Genomic DNA, 25,064 nt, shown 5'->3' with positions numbered 1-25,064 from the left:
AGCGGGCTGTCGTCTTCCCCGCGCCCCGGGGCGTCCGGCGCGCCGGAAGGCCCGCCCGCGGGCGTGTCCTCCGGCGCGCCGTTGCGCGGCGCTGCGCTCACAGGCCCAGCGCTGCGATACCGGCCCGCGCGATTTCGGCGTCTTCGGACGACTTCACGCCCGAAACGCCCACCGCGCCCACGACCTGCCCGTCGGCCACCACCGGCACGCCGCCTTCCAGCATGCCTTCCAGGGTCGGCGCCGACAGGAAGGAATAGCGGCCGTTGTTGATTATTTCCTCGTACGCGCGCGATTCGCGGCGCCCGAGGGCCGCGGTGCGGGCCTTGGCGGGAGCGATGTGCGAGGAAACGGGCGCGGCCTCGTCCAGGCGCAGCATGCCCAGCAGATGGCCGCCGTCGTCCACGACGGCGATCGCGACGGCCCACTTGTTCTTGGTGGCGTGGGCCTCGGCCGCGGCCAGGATCTTCTTCACATCGTCGGCGCTCAGCACCGGTTTGGTCTTCATTGCAGCGATTCCTTGATTTGTTCCAGGGCGGTTGGGTCTTCGATGGTGGTCAGGTCGCCCGGATCGCGCCCTTCGCAGACCGCGACGATGGCCCGTCGCAGCACCTTGCCGGAGCGCGTCTTGGGCAAGGCGCCCACGAAGCGGATCCGCGCGGGGCGCGCCACGGCGCCGAGCTGTTCTTCCACCAGCCGCATGATATCGCCTTCGAGGGTGCTCGCGCCCTCCTCGGTGTCCGCCCCCGCGGGATTTTTCAGCACCGCGAACGCCATGGCGACCTGCCCCTTGAGCGGATCGGCCACGCCCACCACGGCGCATTCGGCCACGCCGCCGTGGCTGTTGACGGACTCCTCGATCTCGCGGGTGCCCAGGCGATGCCCTGCCACGTTGATGACGTCGTCGGTGCGCCCCAGGATGAACCAATACCCGTCCTGGTCCACCAGCCCCCAGTCGAAGGTGGAATACACCTGGCGTCCGGGGATGGACGTGAAATAGGTCTGCACGAAGCGCTCGTCGTCGCCCCAGATGGTGGACATGGCGCCCGGCGGCAGCGGCGGCTCGATCGCCACCACGCCCTTGGTGTCCGGACCCAGGTCCTGGCCGGTGGTTTCGCTGACGATGCGCACGTCGAAGCCATACACCGGAAACGAGGGGCTGCCGAAGCGCGTGGGCGCTTTCTCCACGCCGGGCTGGGCCGAGAGTATCGGCCAGCCGGACTCCGTCTGCCAGTAGTTGTCGATGATGGGCTTGCCCAGCCCCTGCGAAATCCACTGGGCCGTGGGCTCGTCCAGCGGCTCGCCGGCCAGGTAGACGGCGCGCAGCGTGGACAGGTCGTGCTTCTTCAACAGCGCCGGGTCCTGCCGCTTGAGCACGCGCACCGCCGTGGGCGCCGAGAACAGCGTATTGACGCCGTGCTCCTCGACCAGCCGCCACAGGATGGCGCCGTCGGGCCGCACCGGCGTGCCCTCGTAGAGCACGGTGGCCTGCCCGCCGATGAGCGGCCCATACACGATGTAGGAATGCCCCACCACCCAGCCGATGTCGCTGGTGCAGAAAAAGGTGTCGCCCGGCTTGCCGTCGAAAATGTATTCCATGGACGAGGCCAGCGCCACCGCGTAGCCGCCCGTGTCGCGCTGCACGCCCTTGGGTTTGCCGGTGGTGCCGGACGTGTAGAGGATGTAGCTGGGCTCGGAGGATTCCAGCCACTGCACCGGCACGCGGGCGCCCTGGTGGCGCGCGCGCAGCGTGGCGTAGTCCAGGTCGCGCCCGGCCACCGGCTCGAAGGGCGCCAGCCCGCGGTCGAATACCACCACCGAGGCGGGCGGCGCCTTGCACAGTTGCAGCGCCCGGTCCAACAGCGGCTTGTACGGAACCGCCTTGCCCGCGCGCGAGCCGCCGTCCGTACACACCACCACCTTGGGCGCGGCATCGTCGATGCGCTGCGCCAGGTTCACCGAGGCAAAGCCGCCGAACACCACCGAATGCACCGCGCCGATGCGCGCACACGCCAGCATGGTGAAAACGGCCTCGGGCACCATGGGCATGTAGAGCAGCACACGGTCGCCGCGCGCCACGCCCAGCTCCTTGAGCATCGCGGCCGCCGCGTTCACTTCCTCGTAGACCTCCTGGCGCGTGTAGCTGCGCTCGCGCTCCACCTCGGTGGAGACCCAGATCAGGGCGGGCTGGTCGGCCTGGGTGGGCAGCCATCGGTCGACGGCATTGTAGCAGAGATTGGTGCGCCCGCCCACGAACCACTTGGCGAACGGCGGGCGCGAGAAGTCGAGCACCGACTCGAACGGCGTCTCCCAGTGGATGCGGCTGGCCTCCTCGCGCCAGAAGGCGTCGCGGTCATGGACCGAGCGGTAATGGAAATCCCGGGTTTTTTGCATGCCTGTCTCCTGTTATCTTCCCTACGCCATATGGCTGATTGCGTGGTTTTGTAATTTTTCTCGGCCATTGTGGAAGGCGAACCTTGCATGAGGCTTGCCGTATATCAAGACATTCTGCCCGACCTGACGCCCCGCGGGCGAAGTGGCTGGTTACCATAGCGTACCGGTCATTAAAGTTTGGTAGAATCCCCGCGAAGTTGTACACATATCCGTTGGTCTTGTTGGAAGATCGGTCAAGAACGGGGGGTTTCCCTGCGTTTTCGATATTTCCGGCGAGTCATCCCAGGCGAATGCATCGACACTCCAAACGCGCGCTATCTGCATGTATCTTCGGCCAGGCAAGCCGCGGCGCGCGCTTGCTGGCGTTGATGGCGTGCTTGGGAGTCATGGCCGGTTGCGCAAGCACTCAGCAAAAGTCAACCGCCTATTCGTCCGATACCGACCCCTACGATTCCGAATGGATCGCCACCGCCGATGACCCCATCGGCATGCTGGTGGTGCAGAAATTCAAGCGCGACCGCCGCCAGGTGCAATCGGGCGTCGGCAGCGACAATCCCCTCGTAAGCGAAGCGCTCAACTACCTGGGCATCCGCTACCGCTTCGGCGGCAACAGCCCCGATACCGGCTTCGACTGCAGCGGCCTGGTGGCCTATTCCGCCGAGCGCTCGCTGGGCCTGAAACTGCCGCGCAGCGCCGCCGACATCGCCCAGCAGGGTATCTCGGTCCGCAAGAACGAGCTCAAGGCCGGCGACCTGGTCTTCTTCAACACCATGGGCCGCCGCTACTCGCACGTGGGCATCTACCTGGGCGACGATCGCTTCGTTCACTCTCCCAGCGCCGGCGGCGTGGTGCGGGTCGAGAACATGAACATGGCCTACTGGAGCAAACGCTACAACGGCGCGCGCCGCCTGGACAACAGCCTGCTGGCCTCCGCCCGCGCCGCCGCCAACTGACGCGCCGAGCCGCACACGCCTGCGCGCCGGCCGCGCTCCGGACCACGATAACCAAAAAGCCGCCAGACTGTTCCAGTCTGGCGGCTTTTCGATTCTCTCTTCGCGATCCGCGCGAACCGCGACCCGCGGGCCTTGCGGCCTCCCCAGTTTTCTTTGTGCCGGCGGCGCGCTCAGTGCATGGAGCACAGGCCGCATTGTTTCAGGGCCTGCTGCATGCTGCATACGGAACGGCGACACGCCACGACCCGGATGCCGCCGCGCTGCGCGGCGTTGCGGAAGGTCTTCATGACGTTGTGGCCGAGGAAATCGGTGAGGAGAATGACGAGCTGCGTGCCCGAAGGCAGTTGGAGCGTCTTTTTCTGGTGGGAGGGGTCGCGCCCGCTGATGTGGTGCGTGATGGAGATGTTGTGACCTTTGAGTAGGTCGGGAATGTTGCCGAGGCGATCCGCGCCGACGATCACTGCACTCAGTCCTGCCGTCATGATGAACCTCACTGGGTCGTTGAGTCTGGATGTAATGATAATGATTCCCATTTTTTAGTCAACTCAAATGAGAGACATTCTTATTTAATTGTTTTTATGAGCCCGCTCCACCGCATAGCCCCACGTCTTGCTGCAGAGCGAAAAAAAGGGGCGCTTGCGCGCCCCGCCAGGGAAATCGATGCCGCCGGGGCCTGTCCTATCTGGGCGTGCCCTGCACCGCCTCGGTGACGACCGCGCGGGTCAGCGAGGGGGCCAGCATCTCCAGGAAGGTATAGACGTAGTCGCGCAGGAATACGCCCGCCTTCACGCCCACCCGCGTGGTGTGGGTGCCGAACAGATGCCCCACGGGCAGCCCCACGAGGTTGGCGTCGCGGCGCGGATCGTAGGCCACGCCGGCGATGATGCCGATGCCCAGCCCCACGTCCACGTACGTCTTGATGACGTCGGCGTCGATGGCTTCCAGGACGATGTCGGGATGCACGCCCTGGTTGGCGAACACCTCGTCGATGGTCGTGCGGCCGGTAAAGGCGCGGTCGTAGGTCACGATGGGATATTCCGCCAGCTGTTCCAGGGAAATCTGGCGCGCGGCGCTGGATGTCAGCTCGGCCAGCGGATGGTCGGGGCGCACCACCACCGTGTGCTCCCAGGCATAGACGGGCAGGGTGGCCAGGCCCGGCGTGAGCGCCAGGGATTCCGTGGCCAGCGCCAGGTCCGCCTGCTCGTGCAGCACCATTTCGGCGAGCTGGGCGGGACTGCCCTCCGCGAGCGACAGGTGCACCTTGGGAAACTGCTGGCGGAACGCCGGAATCACGCGCGGCAGCAGGTAGCGCGCCTGCGTGTGCGTGCAGGCGATGACCAGCCCGCCCTCGTCGCGCCGGGCGAATTCGTCGCTGACTTTCTTGAGATTGTCGACCTCGCGCATGATGCGGTCGATGACCTGGGACACCGCCAGTCCCGGCTTGGTCAGGCCCTTGATGCGCTTGCCGTGGCGCTCGAAGATCTTGATGCCGAGCTCGTCCTCGAACTCGATGATGGCCTTGGACACCCCGGGCTGGGAGGTATAGAGCATCCGGGCGGCTTCGGTAAGGTTGAAGTCGCGCCGGATGGTCTCTCGCACGAAGCGAAATTGCTGGAGGTTCATTGATTGGCCCCTGGTAACAAGGGGCCAATTATAAGTAATAAGGAAGCCTTTCAATATTACTTATTTGCATAAGCTTAATTGCAAGGCGTCCCTGTTTCAACGCATGGTGATGGTGGTGTTGACGCTCTTGCCGTGGGACGACCAGCGCGCCGTGACCGTCTTGGTCTGGGTCCAGAACTGCACCGCCTGCTTGCCGTTGGGCCCGAGGTCGCCCAGCTTGGAACCGCGCGAGCCCGTGAAGCTGAACCAGGCCACGGGCACCGGAATGGGAATGTTGATGCCCACCTGGCCCACGTCGATGTTGTTCTGGAAGTAACGCGCCGCGCCCCCGTCCTGCGTGAAGAGCGCCACCCCGTTGCCGTTGGGATTGCGGTTGATGAACGCCACCGCTTCCTCCAGCGTTTCCACGCCCACCACCGACAGCACCGGCCCGAAGATTTCCTCGGTGTAGATGGTCATGTTTTCCGTCACGCCGTCGAAAACCGTCGGCCCCACGAAATTGCCCTGCTCGAAGCCCGCCACCTTGATGTTGCGGCCGTCCAGCAGCAGCCGGGCGCCTTCGTCCACGCCCTTCTGGATCAGGCTCTCGACGCGCTTCTTCGCGTTGGGCGACACCAGCGGGCCCAGGTCGGCCTCGCGGTCGGTGCCGACATTGACCTTGAGCTTCCTGGCGCGCTCGACGAAATCGGGCAGCCAGTTGCGGGCCTCGCCCACCAGGACCGCCACCGAAGCCGCCATGCAGCGCTGGCCGGCGGCGCCGAAGGCGGCGCCCACAAGCTGGTTGAGCGCCACGTCCGGATCGGCGTCGGGCAGGATCACGCAGTGGTTCTTGGCGCCCATCATGGATTGGCAGCGCTTGCCGGCCGCCGACGCGCGGTGGTAGATCTCGGTGCCTACGCGCGTGGAGCCGATGAAGGACACCGCCTTGATGTCCGGATGCTCGCACAGGCCGTTGGCGATCTCGGGCCCGCCATGCACCACATTCAGCACGCCCGGCGGCAGGCCGGCTTCCAGCGCGAGCTGGGCGAGGAACAGCGACGACGAGGGATCCTGCTCCGAGGGCTTGAGCACGAAGGTGTTGCCGCAGGACACTGCGATGGGGAACATGAAGCACGGCAGCATCACGGGGAAATTGAAAGCCGTGATGCCGGCGCACACGCCCAGCGGCTGGATCAGGGTATAGACGTCGATGCCGGACGCCGCGTTCTCTGCGTACTCGCCCAGTTGCAGGTTGGCGATGGAGCACGCGTGCTCCACCACTTCCAGGCCCCGGCCCACCTCGCCTTCGGCGTCGGGCAGCGTCTTGCCGTGCTCGCGGGTGATCATCTCGGCCAGCTTGGCCGTGTTGGCGCGCAGCAGCTCCTGGAACTTGAGCATGACGCGCATGCGGGCGCCCTGCCCGGCGTTGCGCCAGGTCTTGTAGGCTTCCTTGGCGTTGGAAACGGCCAGGTCCAGCTCTTCGCGCGTCGCGAACGGAACCTTGGCCACGACTTCCTGCGTGGCGGGGTTGATCACGTCGCGCCACTCGGTGGTTTTGGATTGGACCAGCTTGCCGCCGATCAATAGCGGAACGCGGGGGACTTCGCTCATTTGATGCTCCTCACACTGCCTGTGTCGATGCGGACGGATCCGCGTTCATGAATGCACGGAGCCGGCCGGCGCGGCCGGCTCCCGTTTCGGCTCCTACTTCTTGACCAGCGGGCACGTCGAATCCGCCAGCGGCTGGAAAGCCTCGGCGGCGGGAATCGTGGCCACCAGCTTGGAGTAATCCCACCCGCCCTTGGATTCGCCGGGCTTTTTCACCTCATAGAGATACATATCGTGAATCACGCGGCCGTCGGGGCGGATGGACGCGTTGCGCATGATGGGGTCCTTGATGGGCAGCTCGCGCATCTTGTCGGCCACGGTCTTGCCGTCGGTGCTGCCAGTGGCGGCCACGGCGCGCAGGTAGTGCAGCACGCTGGAATACACGCCCGCCTGCGTCATGGTGGGTTTCAGGCCGCGGAACGCCTTCTCGAAGCGGGACGACCACTGGCGCGTGGCGTCGTCATAGTCCCAGTAGAAACCGTCGACATACGACAGCCCCTGCGCGTTCTCCAGCCCCAGCGCCCGCAGGTCGGACAGGAAGATCAACAGCGACACCAGCCGCTGGCCGCCCGCCACGATGCCGAATTCGCGCGCCTGCTTGACCGCGTTGACCGTGTCCTGGCCGCCGTTGGCCAGCGCCACCACCTGCGCCTTGGAACTCTGCGCCTGCAGCAGATAGGAAGCGAAATCGGGAGCGTTCAGCGGATGCCGCACGCTGCCCGCCACCGTACCGCCCAGCGCGCGCACGGCCTTGGCGGTATCGGCCTCCAGCGAATGGCCGAACGCATAGTCCACCGTGATGAAGAACCAGGACTTGCCGCCCGACCTCACCGTGGCCTTGGCGCCGCCCGCGGACTGCGAATACGTGTCGAACATCCAGTGGAAACCCACCGGCGAGCAATCCTTGTTGGTGAGCGCCGTGGTGGCCGGCCCGGAAAACATCACCACCTTGTTCTTCTCGCGCGCAATGCCCTGCACCGCCAGTGCCACCGCGGAATTGGTCAGGTCGGCGATGGCCGTCACGCCGTCGCGGTCGAACCATTCGCGCGCGCGGGCCGCGCCCACGTCGGCCTTGTTCTGGTTGTCCGCGGACACCAGCTCGATTTTCATGCCCTTGCACTCGGCCGCCAGGCAATCGTCGATGGCCAGCTGCGCCGCCGCCACCGAGCCCGCTCCCCCCATGGCGGCATACGTGCCCGACATGTCCGTCAAAATGCCGATCTTCACCGGAGGCTTGTCGGCGGCCTGCGCGGAAGCGCCCAGAACGGCGCCCAGACACAAGCCTGCGGCCAGCCCGCGTGCGTGCAGTTTCATGGATTTGTCTCCTGAGTGTTATGCGTTGTGGCGCCGTCTTTGCGGCCTACCGCTCTCCGGAATGCGCCCGGGAGCTGCCGGTCCAGTGTAGATGTGTGAAAATCAACAAGCAACACCAGAAATGCACATTCCTTGTGCATTCATGCACATACCGAAACCGCGGGGAAAACGTGCTCGATTGGGACAGCCTGAGGTATTTCCTGGAGGTGGCGCGCACCCAGCGCGCCAGCGCAGCCGCCCGCCGCCTGGGGGTGGAGCACACCACCGTGTCGCGGCGCATCCGCGCCCTGGAAGCCGAGCTGGACACCCTGCTTTTCGAGAAATCGCGCAGCGCCGGCTTCGTGCTCACCGACGACGGGCAGCGCCTCTTCGTGCACGCCGAGCAGATGGAAAGCGCGGTCCACACCGCGCGCGAAAACCTGTCCGGCATCGGCCAGGCCCTGTCCGGGCACCTGCGCATCGGCGCCACCGAAGGCTTCGGCAGCTATGTGCTGACGCCGCTGGCGGCCGACTTCCAGCGCCGCTATCCGCACATCACGCTGGACATCCTGCCCGTGCCGCGCTTTGTCAGCCTCTCCAAGCGCGAGGCCGACCTGGCCATCACCATCGAGCGGCCGCAGCGCGGGCCCTATGTGTGCAGCAAGCTCTGCGACTACACGCTGCGCCTGTACGGCACGCCCGGCTACCTGGCGCGCCACGAACCCATACGTTCGCGCGAGGACCTGTCCTCGCACACCTTCATCGGCTATGTGGACGAGCTGCTCTTCAGCGAGCGCCTGCGCTATCTCGAAGACCTGCTGCCCGCCAGCAAGGTGGTGCTGCGCAGCACCAGCGTGGTGGCGCAATACCACGCGGCCCTGCAGGGCCAATCGCTGGCCATCCTGCCGTGCTTCATCGCCGCACAAGACCCGCGGCTGGCGCCCGTGCTGGAAAACGAGGTGGAGATCACCCGCTCGTTCTGGATGTACTGCCACGAAGACCTGCGCAAACTCAAGCGCGTGCATGCGCTGTGGGAATTCATCCGCAAATCGGTGCTGCGCAACAAAGACCTGCTTTCGGGCCGCAAGGGCAGGATGAAATACCTGCCGTAGGCCGCGCGGGAGCCGGCGCCTGACGGCCGGGCCGCGCCCCGCCGGGGCGGCCCGGCCGTGGGCCGCATGCCGCCGTTCATTGCGGGTTGCGCCTGGCGCGCACTCAGCCGTTCTGATTGCGCGGGGCTTTCACGCGCAGGCGGCGCATGAGCAGGAAGGCGGTGAGCGCCGCGACGATGCCGTGGATCAGCCAGACGCCCACGCCGAAGCTGAGCTTGCCGTTGGAAATCCAGGCGCGCGAGAGATTGATGAGATTCATGTAGAGCAGGCCCACCAGGCCGGCGATGAGCAGATCGCCCGAACGGCCCAGGCGCGGATTGACCGCCCCCAGCGGAATGGCGAGCAGCGCCAGGTTCAGGGCGGCCAGCGGCAGCGCCAGGCGCCACATTACCTGCGACCAGCTGCTGTTGGTGTTGTCGGCGATGAGCTGCCCCGTGGAGCGCGCCTTGGACGATCGCTCCGCCGCGGCGCGGGCTTCGGCCACGGGATCGCCGCCGGACTTGCTCTCCAGGCGGATGCCGTATTTCTCGAAATGCACCAGCCGGATCTCGGGCGTACCGGGCTTCAGGTCGTAGCGGTGCCCTTCGCCCAGCACCAGGAAGCGGTCGCCATTGGGCTTGGTTTCGGTGTGCGCGCTGGCCGCGGTCAGCACGCTCAGCCACTCGGGCCCGATCTCGCGCGCGAACACATTGCCCAGTTCGTCGGTGGGCCGCTCGGGATTCTCGGCGAAGAACACGCGCTTGCCGCCGCTGGATTCGGCGAACTGGCCCGCGGTAACCTTGGCCAGGTCGGAGCGCTGCTCGAAGCGTTCGCGGTATTCGCCGATCTGGCGGTAGGCCCAGGGCGAGGCGACCAAGGTCAGCGCCGACACCGCGAGCGCCACCGGCACCGCCACGCGCAGCACCGGGCGCAGCCAGTCCGCCAGCGACAACCCGCTGGCGAACCACACCACCATTTCGGACTCGCGGTAATTGCGCGTCACCGTGGTCAGCACCGCGATGAAGATCGACACGGCCAGAATGGTCGGCAGCGCGGTGATGGTGGACAGCGCGGCCAGCACCACGACGACGTCCGCCCCGATGTTGCCCCCCGCCGCTTCGCCGAGCAGGCGCACCAGCAGCACGCTGAGCCATACGACGATGAGGGTGGAGAAGACCACGCCAGCGTGACTGGTGATCTCGCTGACGACAGAGCGCTTGAATAGAGACATGGGAGAATATGCGGGATAATGAGCCGACCGCCACGTTGAGAAACAGACGCACACGGGAAACCCTCATGGAATTTAGCACACAGACCACCGCTTCCCTGCACCAAATCAAAACCGCCGCGCTGGGCATCGGCATCTATGCGGACAGCGTGCTCTCGCCGGCCGCCGACCTGATCGACCGCGCCAGCAACGGCGCCGTGCGCGCCGTGGTCAAGGCCGAGTTCCGCGGGCGCGCCGGCGCCACGCTGGTGCTGCGCAACCTGCCGGGCGTGAGCGCCCAGCGCGTGGTGCTGGTCGGCCTGGGCAAGCAGGACGAGTATTCGGCCCGTGCGCACGCCTCGGCCGAACAGGCCTTCGCCTCCGCCTGCGTGGCCGCGCAGCTCGCCGAGGGCGTGTCCACGCTGGCCGCCAACCCCATCGAAGGCGTGCCGCTCGCGGCCCGCGCGCGCAGCGCCGCCGTCGCGGCCGGCGCCGCCTCCTACCATTACGACGAAACCTTCGGCAAGCCCGACCGCGACGCCCGCCCCAAGCTGAAGAAAATCGTGCAGATCGTCGAACGCGCCGAGGCCGCCCAGGCCCAGCGCGGCCTGCGCGAAGGCGCGGCCATCGCCAACGGCATGGCGCTCACCCGCACCCTGGGCAACCTGCCCGGCAACCTGTGCACGCCCACCTACCTGGGCGAAACCGCCAAGCGCCTGGCCCGCGAATTCAAGTCGATCAAGGTCGAGGTCATGGACCGCAAGAAGGTCGAGGCGCTGGGCATGGGCTCGTTCCTCTCGGTGGCCAAGGGCTCGGACGAAGCCCTGCGCTTCATCGTGCTGCGCCACGCCGGCGCTCCCGCCAAGAAGAGCGGCAAGGGCGCGCAGGGCCCGGTAGTGCTGGTCGGCAAGGGCATCACCTTCGATGCCGGCGGCATCTCGCTCAAGCCGGCCGCCACCATGGACGAAATGAAGTACGACATGTGCGGCGCCGCCAGCGTGCTGGGCGCCTTCCGCGCCCTGGCCGAGCTGAACCTGCCGCTGGACGTGGTGGGCCTCATCCCGGCCTGCGAGAACCTGCCCAGCGGCACGGCCAACAAGCCGGGCGACGTGGTCACCAGCATGTCGGGCCAGACCATCGAAATCCTCAACACCGACGCCGAAGGGCGCCTGGTGCTGTGCGACGCCCTTACCTACGCCGAGCGTTTCAAGCCCTCGGCCGTGATCGACATCGCCACGCTCACCGGCGCCTGCGTGGTGGCGCTGGGCCACGTCAACTCGGGCCTTTTCACCAAGGACGACGCGCTGGCCGAGGCCTTGCTGTCCGCGGGCCGGCAGTCGCTGGACCCCGCGTGGCGCATGCCGCTGGACGATGCCTACCAGGAGCAGCTCAAGTCCAACTTCGCCGACATGGCCAATATCGGCGGCCCCCCGGCCGGCGCGGTCACGGCGGCCTGCTTCCTGTCGCGCTTCGCCAAGGCGTACCGCTGGGCCCATCTGGACATCGCGGGCACCGCCTGGAAGGGCGGCAAGGACAAGGGCGCCACCGGCCGCCCCGTGCCGCTCCTGATGCAGTACCTGCTGGACCAGGTTTGAACCGCGAGGCCGGAGCCCGGGCATGACGCGCATCGATTTCGCCTTCGGCGCGCCCGACCGCCTGCGCACGGCCTGCCAGGTGGCGCGCAAGCGCTATCTGGCGGGCCAGCGGCTGCTGGTGTATTGCAGCGACGGCTCCCGCCTGGCGACCTTCGACCGCATGCTCTGGGCGTTTGACGACACCTCTTTCGTGCCGCACGTGCTGGCGAACGACCCGCTCGCGCCCGATACGCCGGTGGTCCTCACCGCCGCCGACCCGCAGCAGGCGGCCGCCAAGGCCGCGCCCGGCGATGCTCCCAGGCCCTGGCTGCTCAACCTGGACGACGGCTGCCCGCCCGGCTTCGACGCTTTCGAGCGCGTACTGGAAATCGTGTCCGACGACCACGACGACAGGCAGGCCGCGCGCCAGCGCTGGCGCGCCTACCAGGGCGCGGGGCACGTCCCGCGCAGCCACGACCTGGCCCGCCGCGCGTCCGCCCCCTGACACCCGCCGCGTCTTTTCCCGACCGTGAGGTCCACCATGCCCCTACACCGCGACGATGCCGGCATCCCCACGCTCACCGAGCGGGCCGAGCCGGCGCTTGCTCCCGCGGCCGGCGCCGCCGGCGATCCGTTCCCCGTGCTGACCGAACAGGTGTCCGCCGCCCCGCGGCCGGCGCCCGAACCCGTCGCCCCCCCGCCCGACGCCTCCGTGCTCGCGGCCCGCCTGCAGGCCGAGGTCGAAGCCCTGATGCAACAGGCGCTGGCCGACGCGGTCGAACAGATCCAGGCCCGCATGGACGCCGAACTGCCCGCCATCGTGGCGCGGGTCATGCAGGGCACCCGACGGGGCTGAGGCCGTCCGCGCGCCCTCGCCACGTTTCGTCCCGCGCCTCGTCCCCGTCTCGTCCATTTGGCGCGGCACTGGATTATTAAGGGAACTGTAAGGTATCCTTGGCATCTAAGCTTATCGGGCAATACCCATCTTGCCGCACACAGGAGTCCTCCATGAACGAATATCGTCCGTCCCCTTTTAACCGTTCCGGCGCGCTCGCCGGCGCGCCGGGCGAGGTCGTGCGCAACAAGGTGCTGCGCAACACCTATTGGCTCTTGGCGCTGTCGCTGGTCCCCACCGTGCTCGGCGCGGCGGTCGGCCTGTACACCGGCATCAACCAGGCCATGGGCGCGAGCCCGGGGCTTTCGGCCATCGTGTTCCTGGTGGGCGCGTTCGGCCTGATGTTCGCCATCGAGAAAAACAAGAACAGCTCGCTGGGCGTGGCGCTGCTGCTGGCGTTCACCTTCTTCATGGGCGTCATGCTGTCGCGCCTGCTGGGCTTCGTGATGGGCATGGGCAACGGTTCGCAGCTCGTCATGACGGCCTTCGGCGGCACCGCCATCGTGTTCGGCACGATGGCCACACTGGCCACCACCATCAAGCGCGACCTGTCCAGCCTGCAGAAATTCCTGTTCATCGGCGCGGTGGTCATCCTGGTGGCCGCGCTGGCCAACATCTTCCTGCAGCTGCCGGCCCTGATGCTGACGATTTCCGTCCTGGCCATCGTCATCTTCTCGGCCTTCATGCTGGTGGACCTGCAGCGCGTGGTCAACGGCGGCGAAACCAACTACGTCTCGGCCACGCTGGCCATCTACCTGGACGTCTACAACGTTTTCTCCAACCTGCTGATGCTGCTGGGCATTTTCGGCGGCGACCGCGAATAAGCGGCACAGCCAGGCATGAGGGGCCCGCGACGATGCGGGCCCTTTTTCTTTCCGGCGCGGCGCCTGTAAAAAGGAGGCAACGCCAGCCGGATCCGCGGGCCGTGCGGCCGACGCCGGCGCGGCCGCTTCGTCGTCGGGAGTAACGCCCATGCCAGACCGCCGCCAGTTCCTGCAAGCCGCCGCCTGCGCCGCCCTGGCGGCGGCCAGCCCCCCTGTTCCCGCCGCCCCGGACGGCATGCTGCAGCGCAAGATCCCTTCAACCGGCGAGGCCCTGCCCGTGATCGGCCTGGGCACCGCCGACACCTTCGATGTCGCGCCGGACGACGCCGCGGCCATGGCGCCGCTGGCGCAGGTGCTGGACGCGCTGCTGCAGGCCGGCGGCACACTGATCGACACCGCGCCCAGCTACGGCCGCGCGGAAGCCGTGACCGGAACGCTGGTGGAGCGCGCCGGGGGGCGCCGACGCGTCTTCCTCGCCACCAAGATCGGCGCGAGAGGCCGGGACGCCGCCCTGGAGCAGGTCGCCGGATCGCGGCGCGCGCTGCGCGCCGACACGCTGGACCTGATCCAGATCCACAACCTCATCGACACCGCCAACCAGCTTGCCCTGCTGCGCGAGCTGAAGCGGCAGGGCGTCACGCGCTATATCGGAATCACGCACTATGCCGACCACGCGCATGACGAACTGACCGCCCTGGTGGAACGCGAAAAACCGGATTTCGTGCAGGTGAACCTGTCGGTCGGCGCGCGCAGCGCCGAGCGCAGGCTGCTGCCCGCCTGCCTGGCGCAAGGCGTGGCCGTGCTGATCAACCGCCCTTTCCAGGACGGCGCGCTGTTCCGCCAGGTGCGCGGCAAGCCGCTGCCCGGCTGGGCCGCGGAATTCGATTGCGCCTCCTGGGCGCAGCTCTTCCTGAAATTCATCGTGGCACACCCCGCCGTCACCTGCGCGATTCCCGCCACCTCCAAGCCCGCCAACATGGCGGACAACGCTCGCGCCGGCTTCGGGCCGCTGCCCGGCGCGGCCGGGCGCGAACGCATCGCGGCCCTGTTCGCCTGACGGCCCGGCGCATGGACGAGCCTCCCGCCGCGCCCGAACCGTCGCGCGCCGAACGCCTGCTGGGACTGGGACGCGGGGAACTCGCGCCCGCCACCTGCGGCTTCGCGTTCTTTTTCTTCCTGTTCTGCGGCTACTTCATGTTGCGGCCGCTACGCGAAACCCTGGGCATCCAGGCGGGCGTGGACCAGTTGCAGTGGCTCTTCACCGCCACCTTCGCCGCCACGCTCGCGGTGGTGCCGCTGTTCGGCTGGTTTTCGGCGCGGGCGCCCCGCGCGCGCCTGCTCACCTGGATCTACGGCATTTTCGCGCTGGCCATGGCGGCTTTCGGCGCCGCCCTGCACACCCGGCCCGACAGCGTGTGGATCGCGCGGGTTTTCTATGTGTGGCTATCGGTGTTCAACCTGTTCGTCGTCTCGCTGGGATGGAGCCTCATGGCCGACGTGTTCCGCATGGAATCGGCCAAGCGGCTGTTCGCGCTCATCGCCGCGGGCGCCAGCGCCGGCGGCCTGTGCGGCCCCTTGCTGGGCGGACTGCTGGCCGGCGCCCTGGGCCCGGCCGGCCTGCTCCTGCTGTCCGCGGGGCTGCTGTGCGCCACCCTGCCCCTGAAGCGCTGGCTGCTGCGCTGGCGGGCGGCGCGCGACGGCGCGCAGCCGGGCGACGACATCCGCCGGCCCCTGGGCGGCTCGCTGTTCGCCGGCCTGTCGCGCCTGGCTCAGTCTCCCTTCCTGCTGGGCATGGCGGCGCTCGTGGTGCTGCTTTCGGCCCTGAACACATTTCTGTACATGGAACAGGCCCGGCTCGTGGCGGATGCGTTTCCCACCGCCGCCCAGCGTATCCGCATCTTCAGCGCGCTGGATTTCACCGTGCAGGCGCTCTCCCTGCTGTCGCAGGTGTTTTTCACGGGGCGCGCGGCGGCGCGCCTGGGCGTGCGCTTCCTGCTGGCGGCGGCGCCGCTGACGGTGGGGATCGCCTTCCTGGCGCTTGCCGCCCATCCGGTCTTCGGCGTGCTGGCCGCCGCCATGATCGTGCGCCGCGTGGGCGAATACGCCCTGGTCAAGCCCGGCCGCGAAATGCTTTTCACGGTGGTGCCGGCCGAAGACAAGTACAAGGCCAAGAACGCGATCGATACCGTGGTGTACCGCGGCGGCGACGCGGCCAGCGGCTGGGTCAAGGCCGGCGTGGACGCGCTGGGCTACGGCGCCGCGCTGATCGCGCTGATGGGCGCGGCCTGCGCGCTGGCCGCGGCGGCGCTGGGCTACCGGCTCGGACGCCGGGCCGACGCCGCGCGCCCGGACGCAGGCACGCCCTGAAAGCGTGTTGACGCTGGGCTGCGCCTGCCCCGATTCGCTTTTCCTGAACATCCATATCAGCCAGGCGAACAACCTTGCCGGGCGTGGCCGCCACAATGGCGTACGCCAAAACATCAAGGGGAACCGCCATGACACGCAAGCTCTTCGGGCTCGCTGCCCTATTCCTGTGCCTGGGCGCGCACGGCGCCCGGGCCGAATACCCCGAGCGCGCCATCACGCTCATCGTGCCCGCCGCGGCGGGCGGCAACGCCGACATCACGGCGCGCCTGATCGGCCAGGAGATGAGCCGCGAGCTGGGCCAGCCGGTGGTGGTGGAAAACCGCGTCGGCGCGGGCGGGCGCATCGGCACCCAGGCGCTGGCGCGCGCGCCCGCCGATGGCTACACCATCGGGTACGCCCACGTCGGCACCCTGGTGCTGCATCGCTATCTGTTCAAGCAGCAGCTCTATGACCTGGACCGGGATTTCGCTCCCATCGGCCTGGTGGCCGAGACGCCCAACGTCATCGTCGTCAACGCTGCCTCGCCGTACCGCGACCTGCCCGCCTTCATCGCCGCCAGCAAGGCCAGGCCCGACCGCCTCACCATGACCTCGGCGGACCCCGGCACGACCAGCGAGGTCGGAGTGAAACTGTTCATCGCCCAGACCGGCGCCGCGGTCCGGCAGATTCCCTACAAGGCCACCTCCGCCCAGCTATCGGACCTGCTGGGCGGCCACGTGGACGCAATGATGGAAAACCTGCCTCCCCTCATCGGCAACCTGAAGGACGGGCGCCTGCGCGCACTGGCCGTCACCACCCGCCAGCGCGCGGCGTCCAACCCCGACGTGCCCACGGTGGCCGAGCAGGGCTATCCGGGCTACGAGCAGTCGGCATGGAGCGCGCTGATGGCGCCGGCTGGCACCCCGCCCGCCGCCATTGCCCGGCTCAACGATGCGCTGAACCGCGCGCTGCGTTCGCCCGCCGTCGCCCAGGAGCTGCGCAGCCGCTCGCAGGAACCTTTGGACGGACCGCCGGAAGCGGTGCGCGACCAGATACGGCGCGAAATGCCGAAGTGGGAACACCTCATCAAAGCCGCCGGCACCACGCTGGACTGAAAGGCGGAGCGCATATCCATGGCTACCACGCAACGAGAGGATTTTTCCTGCGCCGCGGCCACCAACGACTCCGCGTATCGGCGCATCGCCACTCCCGTGCTCAGAATAGACGCCGGCCCGGGCCCCGCCGTGGCGCTGATGGCCGGCGTGCATGGCGACGAATGGGAAGGCCAGGCCGCCATTCTCGAACTGTGGCATCGGCTTCCGGACCTGCTGCGGCGGGGCACGGTGTACCTGCTGCCGGCGGCGAACGCGGAAGCCTCGCTGGCCGGCGCCCGCCTTTCGCCTTCCGACGGCGGCAACCTGAACCGCGCGTTCCTGGGCGCGCCGGCGCGCGGCTACACCGAAAGCGTGGCGGCGGCCCTGGAAGCGCGGCTGCTGCCCCGCATCCAGACGCTCATCGACGTGCACAGCGGCGGCGCGTCCCTGCGCTACCTGCCCGCCTCCGTCATCACGCGGCAGGGCGACGACCCTTACGACGCGCGGCTGCCGGCGCTGGCCCGGGCCTTCGGCCTGCCGCATTGCATCTTCTTCCGGGGCGGGGAGCCCGGCTCCATGCCCGCGGCGGCCAGCCGGCACGGGGTGCTGCGCCTGAGCGCCGAGATCGGCGGCGGACGCGAATCCAGCCAGGCGCTGGTCGCGCGGTGCCGCGACGGGCTGCTGGGCTGCCTGGCGGAACTGGGCCTGCTCGACCGCGGCCCCCGCGCACCGGCCGCCTCCCCCGCCCTATACGACCTGAACGCGGACGCGGCCACGCTGCGCGCGGCCGAAGCCGGCGTCTTCATTCCGGAAGCCTGCCTCGGGCAGACGCTGGAAGCTGGCCAGGCGCTGGGCACGCTCATCGAACCCGCGCGCCCCGAGCTGCCGGCCCGCGCCGTGCTGCCGTCCCAGCCCGGCACCGTCGTCTGCCTGCGGGCCATCGCCCGCAGCCATCCCGGCGATTGCCTCGCCCAGGTCGCACGCGCGCTTTCCCTGGATTCTCTTCCCGACTTGTACCGACCATGCTCATGAATCCCCGCCTCACGGGCCTGCGCTGCATCCGCTGCGCGCAGGTCCTGCCGCCCGGAGACTATTTCGAAGGGTGCCCCGCCTGCCTGCGCGCCGGCGACCCCGCCTCGCTGGAATGCCTGTACGAACCGGCGCCGGCCGGCGCGGCCGCCCTGCCCCTGCCGGTGCTGGACGCGATCACCCTGGGCGAGGGTGCGACGCCCTGCCTGGACATGCCGGCGCTGGCGGGCGCCGCCCACGTCGGCCGTCTGTGGATCAAATGCGAAAGCGCCAATCCCACGGGCAGCCACAAGGACCGGATGTCGGCGCAGCTGGTATCGCGCGCGAAACTGGCGGGCGCGCGGCGGGTGGCGGCCGCCTCCAGCGGCAATGCGGGCGTGTCCCTGGCCGCCTATTGCGCGGCCGCGGGCCTGGAGGCGGACATCGCCATCATGCGCGGCTGCCCCCCTCTGCAGCGCGCGGCCATGCTCGCCTTCGGCGCGCGGCTGACCGAATTCGAAGACAGCCTGGCGCGCTGGCCCCACGTGGCCCGCCTGTGCCGCGAGGAAGGCGCGTTCGCCGGCACCAACTATCTGAATCCGCCGGTGGGCACGCACGCCTACGGCGTGGAGGGCTACAAGCCCATCGCGGCCGAGATTCTGCAAACCTGCGGGCTGCCCACCGACATCGTGGTGCCCGCCGCGCGCGGCGACCTGATCTGGGGCATTGCGCTGGGCTGGGAAGCGCTGCGGCGCGCCGGCGCCATCGAGCGCCTGCCGCGCCTGCATGCCGTGGAACCCTTTGCGCGGCTGTCGCGGGCGCGCGCCGCCGGGCACGCCCGCGGCCAGTGGCTGGGCGACACGGCACAGTATTCGACCGCCGGCGGCACCTGCACGCTGCAGTCGCTCGCCGCGCTGGCCCGGACGGGCGGCATGCCGGTGGAAGCCGGCGACCAGGCCGCCGGGCGCGCGCGGGACATGCTGGCCAGCCTGGGCATCGCGGCCGAGCTGTCGTCGGCCGCCGCGCTGGCCGCGCTGCCGGCGCTGCGCCTGGCCGGGGCGCTGGATGCGGAATCGCGGGTGGTGGCGGTGCTCACCTCGGATGGGCGGCGGGGCTGAGCGCCTCGATGCCGAAGGCTTCCGCCAGCGGGGAGAGCGCCGCGCGCAGGCAGGTGGCCCAGTAGCGCCCCGCCTCGGACAGCGGCCTGCCGTCGTGCAGGATCATGTGGCATTCGAAATGCACGGCGGCCGCCAAGGGCCGGTGGGCCAGGCCGGCGGGCTCCAACCCCACGGCCGTCGCCGGATTGGCCACGCCCACGCCATGGCCCGCGAGCGCGAGCTGGCACACGGTGTGCGAATACGGCGTCTCGATCGCCGGGCGCAGCGGCGTCCCGGCCTGCCGGGCCAGCGCATCCAGGCGCTTGCGCGAGCCGTCCTCGGCGTTGAGCGCGATGAGCGGCACTTCGGCGAGCTGCGCCAAGTCCACCGTCTGCAGGCGCGACAGCGGATGGGCGCGGGGGAACACCGCCACCGCACGCAGGCAGGCCAGCCGGTGGCCGCGCAGCCCCTCCAGTTCCGACTCGTCGGCCACTACGGCCAGGTCCAGCTCGCCCGACACCACCATGTCGCGCAGCGTGTTGGAATCGCGGATCTGCAGGTAGAGCGGCGTGTCGGGATAGCGCTCGCGGAACCGCGACAGCGTGCCGCTGAGCACCGCGCCGCCATAGGCGTGGATGCAGCCCACCCTGAGGCGTGGCTGCGCGACGCCGCGGATGGCCCGTACCTTGCGGCCCAGGCTTTCCAGCCCCAGGTTCAGGCGCCGGATCTCCTCGTACAGCAGGGTGGCTTCGGGTGTGCGGCGCATGCGCTGGCGCACCCGCTCGAACAGACGCAGCTCCAGGGCGGCCTCCAGCGCGGCCAGCGTGGCGCTGACCGTGGCGGGCGAGACGTCGAGCCGGCGCGCCGCCGCGGTGACGCTCTCCGTCTCGTAGACCGTGCGGAACGTCTCGATCTGGCGCAGCGTGAAGCTCATGGCCGCTTAGAGGCGCTGCAGGTCCAGCAGCACCCGCCGGGTGGAAAGCGGGCGTCCGGCGAGGTTTTCTTCGAGCCGGGTGCGCAGGTCGCGCCGCAGCCCGGGCTCGACGGCCGGGTCGTCGAAATCGGGCGGCTCGCTGTCCACCCCGTATCCCGTCTCGTTGAGCAGCGTCCATTCGAAGCGCCGCAGCGCGCCGGCCGCGCGGGAGCCGCCGGCCAGTTGCTGCAGGGCCGTATCGTAGGCGTCGAAGAGCAGCGGATGCGCGTCTTCGCGCGGCAGCAGGCGCAGCAGCAGCTCGTTCATGTACCAGGCGGACATGAGCGCCGTGCCGTTGAGCAGGCGCACGCCCACGATCTCGGCGCGGGTGAGGGTCTTGACCTCGCCGTTGCCGGTCCAGGAAAGCAGCAGGGGCTGGAAGGCCGAGAGCACCGGCCGCAGCGTGGAGTATGGGCGCTTGGCGCCCTTGGCGACCATGGCCACGCAGCCGTGGTCGCGAGTGAAGGTCTGGATGACGAGCGAGGTCTCGCGCCAGGCCGTCGCGTGCAGCATGTAGCCCGGATGGTCCTGGACGCGCGGCGCCCTTCTACTCATAGCCCAGGTCGCGCAGCGCGCCTTCGCGCTCGGACCAGCCCTTGCGCACCTTGATGTACACCTCCAGGTGCACGGGCTTGTCCAGCAGCTTGGCGATGTCCTGGCGCGCCTCGGTGGCGATGCGCTTCATGTGCATGCCGCCCGCACCCAGCAGGATGGGCCGGTGGCTTTCCCGTTCGACCACCACACAGGCCGCGATGCGCGCGCCGCGGTCGTTTTCTTCCCATTGCTCGATGACCACGGTACAGCCGTAGGGCAGCTCGTCGCCCACCAGGCGGAAGATCTTCTCGCGCACCAGCTCGGCGGCGATGAAGCGCATGGGCCGGTCGGTGAGCGTGTCTTCCTCGAACATGGGCTCGCCTTCGGGCAGGCGGGCGGCGATCTCGTCGAGCAGCTGGTCGAGCTGCTGGTTGCGGGTGGCGCTCACGGGCACCACGGCGCCGTACGGATGCAGCGCCATGATCTTGGACACGAAGGGGAAGAGCTCGTCGCGGTTCTTGAGCGCGTCGATCTTGCTGATGGCGAGGATGGTGCGCTCGGGTGCCGGCAGCAGCGGCAGCAGCTTGGCGTCGCCTTCCGACCACTTGCCGGCCTCGACCACGTGCACCACCACGTCCACGTCCGCCAGCGCCTGCGTGACCACGCGGTTCATCATGCGGTTCATGGCGCCGCCGTGGCGCGTCTGGAAGCCCGGCGTGTCCACGAACACGAACTGCTCGCGCTCGCGCGTCAGCACCCCATGAATGCGATGGCGGGTGGTCTGCGCCTTGCGCGAGACGATGGAAATCTTGGAACCGATGAGGGCGTTGGTCAGGGTGGACTTGCCCACGTTGGGGCGTCCCACGATGGCGACGAAGCCGGTGCGGAAAGGGGTATCGCTCATTTGATCTCTTGCGCCACTGCCACCGGCAGCGACAATTGCGCGGTCTTGCGCGCCTTGCCCGACTTGCGGGCGCTCTTGGCGGCCGGGCCCAGGGCCTGCACGGCCTCCAGCGCCAGCTTGGCCGCGGACTGCTCCGCCGCCCGCCGGCTCGCGCCCGCCGCCGTGACTTTGATTTCCAGCGCGGCGATGGCGCACTCGACCTCGAACTGCTGGCTGTGCGCCGCGCCGTGCGTGGCCACCACCGTATAGGCCGGCAGGGCCAGCTTGCGGCCCTGCAGGTATTCCTGCAGCAGCGTCTTCGCGTCCTTGCCCAGGGTCTTGGGATCCATGGAAGCCAGCACCGGCTGGTACTGGCGCACGATGACGCGGCGCGCGGCGTCGAAGCCCGCGTCCAGGAACACCGCCCCGAAGATGGCCTCGACCGTGTCGGCCAGGATGGAGGGGCGCCGGAAACCGCCGCTCTTCAGTTCGCCCTCGCCCAGCCGCAGATACTGCGACAGCTCCAGTCGCTGCGCGATGTCGGCCAGCGACGCCTGCTTCACCAGGTTGGCGCGCAGGCGCGACAGGTCGCCCTCGTCGATCTTGGTGTACTTCTCGAAGAGCATGGCCGCCACCACGAAATTCAGCACGGAATCCCCGAGGAATTCCAGCCGCTCGTTGTGGCGCGCGCCGTGGCTGCGATGCGTCAGCGCCTGTTCGAGCAGTGCCTGGTCGCCAAAATGGTGATCCAGGCGGTTTTCTAGCGTGGCTAGCGACATGACGAGTGGAATCAGTTGAATCGGCCGATGCGGCTGAGATCGCTGAAGTTCATCCAGATGAAGAAGGCCTTGCCCACGATATTGGCTTCAGGCACGAAACCCCAGTACCGGCTGTCGGCGCTGTTATCCCGATTATCGCCCATGGCGAAGAAATGGCCGGCCGGCACCTTGCAGCGTACTCCATTCCGGCTGTACTGACAGTTTTCTTTTCCAGGAAAACCCCAGATCGGGGCATATTCTTGCGATTTACCTTCATCCAGAAGAATTTCATGCTCAACATCACCCAGTTTTTCGGTGTACTGTGCGATATAGGAGACACGGTCGGGCTCGAAGTAGTCGCCGTCGCGCACGTGCGGCACGAGCTTGCCGTTGACGTAGAGTTTCTTGTCCAGGTAGGCGATCTCGTCGCCCGGCAGGCCCACGATGCGCTTGATGTAATCGACGTCCGGGTCCACCGGGTAGCGGAACACGAACACGTCGCCGCGCCGCGGCTCGCCCACATCGATGATCTTCTTGTCGATCACGGGCAGGCGGATGCCGTAGCTGAACTTGTTCACCAGGATCAGGTCGCCGGACTGCAGCGTGGGCAGCATGGAGCCGGACGGGATGCGGAACGGCTCCACCACGAACGAACGCAGGAAGAACACGAAGAGAATCACCGGAAAGAAGCTGACGGCGTACTCCACCCACCACGGCACGCGGCGTGCGGCGTCGCCGGCTTCGCGCCGCAGGCGCTCGGCCTCCTGGGCATCGCCGATGAGGGCCGTATCGTATTGGGCCATGGCCGCCTGCGCGCGGCGCTCCCGCCCCTTGCGCAGCACCGCCAGGTCCAGCACCCAGATTGCGCCGGTAAGCACCAGCAGAACGAACAGGATCAGGGCAAAGTTCCAACTCATCAGCTAACCGCCTTACTAGGTTTCTATTTGTCTTCGACCTGCAGGATCGCAAGAAATGCTTCCTGCGGAATCTCCACGCTGCCTACCTGCTTCATGCGCTTCTTGCCGGCCTTCTGCTTTTCAAGCAGCTTCTTCTTGCGCGTGATGTCGCCGCCATAGCACTTGGCCAGCACGTTCTTGCGCAGGGCCTTCACGGTTTCGCGGGCGATGATCTCGGCGCCGATGGCGGCCTGGATCGCCACGTCGAACATCTGGCGCGGGATCAGGCCGCGCATGCGGCTCACCACGTCGCGGGCGCGGGCGCGCGCGTTGCTGCGGTGGACGATGATGGCCAGGGCGTCGACCCGGTCGCTGTTGATGAGCAGGTCCACCCGCACCACGTCGGCCGGACGGTATTCCAGGAACTCGTAGTCCATCGAGGCATAGCCGCGCGACACCGACTTGAGGCGGTCGAAGAAGTCGAGCACGATTTCCGCCAGCGGCATTTCGTAGGTCAGGTGCACCTGGCGCCCGTGGTAGCTCATGTTGGTCTGCACGCCGCGCTTGTTGTTGCACAGCGTCATGACCGGGCCCACGTAGTCTTGCGGCATGAAGAGCGTGACCTTCACGATGGGCTCGCGGATCTCGGCGATCTTGCCTACTTCGGGCATGCGCGAAGGGCTTTCCACGGTGATCACGGTGCCGTCGCGCTGCTCGACCTCGTACACGACCGAAGGCGCGGTCGTGATGATGTCCATGTCGAATTCGCGCTCCAGGCGCTCCTGCACGATTTCCATGTGCAGCAGGCCGAGGAAGCCGCAGCGGAAGCCGAAGCCCAGGGCCTGCGAAACCTCGGGTTCGAACATCAGGGCCGCGTCGTTCAGCTTGAGCTTTTCGAGCGAATCGCGCAGCTGGTCGTACTCGGAGCTTTCCACCGGATACAGGCCGGCGAACACCTGGGGCTTCACTTCCTTGAAGCCGGGCAGCGGCTCGGCGGCCGGCTTGTTCGCCAGCGTGATGGTGTCGCCCACCTTGGCATGCTCGAGCTCCTTGATGCCCGCGATCACGAAGCCCACCTCGCCGGCGGACAACTGCGGGCGCTGCACGGACTTGGGCGTGAAGACGCCGATCTGCTCGCACAGGTGAGTGGCGCCCGACGCCATCAGCAGGATCTTGTCCTTGGGCTTGAGCGTGCCGTTGACGATGCGCACCAGCATCACCACGCCCACGTAGTTGTCGAACCACGAATCGATGATGAGCGCCTGCAGCGGCGCCTCGGTGTCTCCCTTGGGCGGGGGCACCTTGGCCACGATGGCTTCGAGGATCTCGTCGATGCCCATGCCCGTCTTGGCGCTGGCGAGCACCGCCTCCGACGCGTCGATGCCGATGACGTCCTCGACTTCCTGGCGCGCGCCCTCGGGATCGGCCTGGGGCAGATCCATCTTGTTCAGCACCGGCAGCACTTCCACGCCCAGCTCGATGGCGGTGTAGCAGTTGGCGACGGTTTGCGCCTCCACGCCCTGCGAGGCGTCCACCACCAGCAGCGCGCCCTCGCAGGCCGACAGGGAGCGGCTGACCTCGTAGGAGAAGTCCACGTGCCCCGGGGTGTCGATGAGATTGAGGTTGTAGATCTTGCCATCCTGCGCCTTGTATTGCAGGGCGGCGGTCTGCGCCTTGATGGTGATGCCGCGTTCGCGTTCGATGTCCATCGAATCGAGCACCTGCGCGGACATTTCCCGATCCGCCAATCCGCCGCAGCGCTGGATCAGGCGATCGGCCAGGGTCGATTTGCCGTGATCGATGTGGGCAATGATGGAAAAATTGCGGATATGCTGCATACGTGAATTAAAGAGGGACGGAATTCGGCTCAATGCCGCGGAAGATCCGCCGCGCACGAACGCGCGGTTGACGAAACGGGCCCGGGCCGCAGGTCCGGGCCCGTACTGGACTGCCCGGGCCGCCGCAGGCCGGCAGACGCCGGAACGGGCCGCTTCCGCGGGAGCAACCGGGCAAAAACGAGGGGGCGCCATGCGCCCC

24 protein-coding genes are annotated in these 25,064 nt (G+C 68.1%); 11 read left to right on the top strand and 13 right to left on the bottom strand.

From position 1 onward, the window contains the following. Positions 1-97: 97 nt before the first annotated feature. Complete coding sequence (locus NGJ44_RS09610) at positions 98-505, bottom strand: heme-binding protein (RefSeq protein WP_053244829.1); 408 nt, start codon at positions 503-505, stop codon at positions 98-100. Beyond that, positions 502-2,391 carry a propionate--CoA ligase gene (locus NGJ44_RS09605; protein WP_251863788.1) on the bottom strand — a complete coding sequence of 630 codons (1,890 nt, stop codon included), beginning with the start codon at positions 2,389-2,391 and terminating at the stop codon, positions 502-504. Before NGJ44_RS09605 ends, NGJ44_RS09610 begins: the two co-directional genes overlap by 4 nt. A 290-nt stretch (positions 2,392-2,681) precedes the next feature. Between NGJ44_RS09605 and NGJ44_RS09600 the strand changes: the two genes are divergently transcribed. Continuing rightward, the gene (locus tag NGJ44_RS09600; RefSeq protein WP_053244827.1) at positions 2,682-3,344 is read left to right on the top strand and encodes a C40 family peptidase; all 663 of its coding nucleotides are present in this window, start codon (positions 2,682-2,684) and stop codon (positions 3,342-3,344) included. A 170-nt stretch (positions 3,345-3,514) separates the two neighbouring features. Here NGJ44_RS09600 and NGJ44_RS09595 read toward each other — a convergent pair whose 3' ends face one another. The 4 genes from NGJ44_RS09595 to NGJ44_RS09580 form a co-directional block, all read right to left on the bottom strand. Beyond that, entirely contained in the window at positions 3,515-3,826 is a 312-nt protein-coding gene (locus NGJ44_RS09595) for a DUF2325 domain-containing protein (RefSeq protein ID WP_053244835.1), read from the bottom strand. A 196-nt stretch (positions 3,827-4,022) separates the two neighbouring features. Beyond that, positions 4,023-4,967 carry a CysB family HTH-type transcriptional regulator gene (locus tag NGJ44_RS09590; RefSeq protein ID WP_053244826.1) on the bottom strand — a complete coding sequence of 315 codons (945 nt, stop codon included), beginning with the start codon at positions 4,965-4,967 and terminating at the stop codon, positions 4,023-4,025. A 96-nt stretch (positions 4,968-5,063) separates the two neighbouring features. Continuing rightward, positions 5,064-6,557 (bottom strand): CoA-acylating methylmalonate-semialdehyde dehydrogenase, encoded by a 1,494-nt coding sequence (locus tag NGJ44_RS09585; protein WP_053244825.1) that lies wholly within the window; start codon positions 6,555-6,557, stop codon positions 5,064-5,066. Between the two features lie 93 nt (positions 6,558-6,650). After that, positions 6,651-7,868 (bottom strand): ABC transporter substrate-binding protein, encoded by a 1,218-nt coding sequence (locus tag NGJ44_RS09580; protein ID WP_251863787.1) that lies wholly within the window; start codon positions 7,866-7,868, stop codon positions 6,651-6,653. A gap of 170 nt (positions 7,869-8,038) precedes the next feature. Here NGJ44_RS09580 and NGJ44_RS09575 point away from each other — a divergent pair, with 170 nt between their 5' ends. Then, positions 8,039-8,959: a LysR family transcriptional regulator gene (locus NGJ44_RS09575; protein WP_053244834.1), complete on the top strand. Its 921-nt coding sequence runs from the start codon at positions 8,039-8,041 to the stop codon at positions 8,957-8,959. A gap of 103 nt (positions 8,960-9,062) precedes the next feature. Here the strand turns inward: NGJ44_RS09575 and lptF are convergent, their stop codons facing one another. Next, complete coding sequence (lptF, locus tag NGJ44_RS09570) at positions 9,063-10,169, bottom strand: LPS export ABC transporter permease LptF (protein WP_053244823.1); 1,107 nt, start codon at positions 10,167-10,169, stop codon at positions 9,063-9,065. A gap of 65 nt (positions 10,170-10,234) precedes the next feature. Between lptF and NGJ44_RS09565 the strand changes: the two genes are divergently transcribed. The 9 genes from NGJ44_RS09565 (at position 10,235) to NGJ44_RS09525 (ending at position 19,004) form a co-directional block, all read left to right on the top strand. Continuing rightward, a complete protein-coding gene (locus tag NGJ44_RS09565; RefSeq protein ID WP_053244822.1) occupies positions 10,235-11,740 on the top strand; it encodes a leucyl aminopeptidase in 1,506 nt (501 codons plus the stop codon). 22 nt (positions 11,741-11,762) lie between these two features. Then, positions 11,763-12,224, top strand: a complete 462-nt coding sequence (locus NGJ44_RS09560) for a DNA polymerase III subunit chi (protein WP_251863786.1) — start codon at positions 11,763-11,765, stop codon at positions 12,222-12,224. A 36-nt stretch (positions 12,225-12,260) separates the two neighbouring features. Next, the gene (locus NGJ44_RS09555) at positions 12,261-12,575 is read left to right on the top strand and encodes a hypothetical protein (RefSeq protein WP_053244820.1); all 315 of its coding nucleotides are present in this window, start codon (positions 12,261-12,263) and stop codon (positions 12,573-12,575) included. A 152-nt stretch (positions 12,576-12,727) separates the two neighbouring features. Further along, positions 12,728-13,438 (top strand): Bax inhibitor-1/YccA family protein, encoded by a 711-nt coding sequence (locus tag NGJ44_RS09550; RefSeq protein WP_053244819.1) that lies wholly within the window; start codon positions 12,728-12,730, stop codon positions 13,436-13,438. Between the two features lie 148 nt (positions 13,439-13,586). Continuing rightward, positions 13,587-14,495, top strand: a complete 909-nt coding sequence (locus NGJ44_RS09545) for an aldo/keto reductase (protein WP_053244818.1) — start codon at positions 13,587-13,589, stop codon at positions 14,493-14,495. Positions 14,496-14,506: 11 nt separating this feature from the next. Beyond that, the gene (locus NGJ44_RS09540) at positions 14,507-15,805 is read left to right on the top strand and encodes an NTP/NDP exchange transporter (RefSeq protein WP_251863785.1); all 1,299 of its coding nucleotides are present in this window, start codon (positions 14,507-14,509) and stop codon (positions 15,803-15,805) included. Between the two features lie 128 nt (positions 15,806-15,933). Continuing rightward, a complete protein-coding gene (locus tag NGJ44_RS09535) occupies positions 15,934-16,899 on the top strand; it encodes a Bug family tripartite tricarboxylate transporter substrate binding protein (protein WP_251863784.1) in 966 nt (321 codons plus the stop codon). Positions 16,900-16,917: 18 nt separating this feature from the next. After that, positions 16,918-17,910 (top strand): M14 family metallopeptidase, encoded by a 993-nt coding sequence (locus NGJ44_RS09530; protein WP_251863783.1) that lies wholly within the window; start codon positions 16,918-16,920, stop codon positions 17,908-17,910. Beyond that, positions 17,901-19,004, top strand: a complete 1,104-nt coding sequence (locus tag NGJ44_RS09525) for a pyridoxal-phosphate dependent enzyme (RefSeq protein WP_251863782.1) — start codon at positions 17,901-17,903, stop codon at positions 19,002-19,004. Before NGJ44_RS09530 ends, NGJ44_RS09525 begins: the two co-directional genes overlap by 10 nt. On the opposite strand, the gene NGJ44_RS09520 is transcribed toward NGJ44_RS09525, so the two are convergent. From NGJ44_RS09520 to lepA, 6 genes are read right to left on the bottom strand one after another with little or no spacing between them, the layout of a single operon-like run. Then, positions 18,979-19,917, bottom strand: coding sequence for a LysR family transcriptional regulator (locus tag NGJ44_RS09520; RefSeq protein WP_251863781.1), 939 nt, complete (start codon positions 19,915-19,917; stop codon positions 18,979-18,981). The genes NGJ44_RS09525 and NGJ44_RS09520 overlap by 26 nt on opposite strands. A gap of 6 nt (positions 19,918-19,923) precedes the next feature. Beyond that, positions 19,924-20,511: a DNA repair protein RecO gene (gene recO, locus NGJ44_RS09515; RefSeq protein ID WP_053245473.1), complete on the bottom strand. Its 588-nt coding sequence runs from the start codon at positions 20,509-20,511 to the stop codon at positions 19,924-19,926. Then, positions 20,504-21,394: a GTPase Era gene (era, locus tag NGJ44_RS09510; protein WP_053245474.1), complete on the bottom strand. Its 891-nt coding sequence runs from the start codon at positions 21,392-21,394 to the stop codon at positions 20,504-20,506. Before era ends, recO begins: the two co-directional genes overlap by 8 nt. Further along, positions 21,391-22,152 carry a ribonuclease III gene (rnc, locus tag NGJ44_RS09505; RefSeq protein ID WP_053245475.1) on the bottom strand — a complete coding sequence of 254 codons (762 nt, stop codon included), beginning with the start codon at positions 22,150-22,152 and terminating at the stop codon, positions 21,391-21,393. Before rnc ends, era begins: the two co-directional genes overlap by 4 nt. 11 nt (positions 22,153-22,163) lie before the next feature. Further along, on the bottom strand, positions 22,164-23,048 hold the full coding sequence (gene lepB / locus NGJ44_RS09500) for a signal peptidase I (RefSeq protein WP_053245476.1): 885 nt from the start codon (positions 23,046-23,048) through the stop codon (positions 22,164-22,166). 23 nt (positions 23,049-23,071) lie between these two features. After that, a complete protein-coding gene (gene lepA, locus NGJ44_RS09495) occupies positions 23,072-24,865 on the bottom strand; it encodes a translation elongation factor 4 (protein WP_053245477.1) in 1,794 nt (597 codons plus the stop codon). Positions 24,866-25,064: the final 199 nt, after the last annotated feature.

It is taken from the genome of Achromobacter sp. Marseille-Q4962 (assembly GCF_943737005.1).
GTDB lineage: Bacteria > Pseudomonadota > Gammaproteobacteria > Burkholderiales > Burkholderiaceae_B > Achromobacter.
Note: the sequence above shows the minus strand (reverse complement) of the source record. Positions and strands in the feature narration are given on the sequence as shown.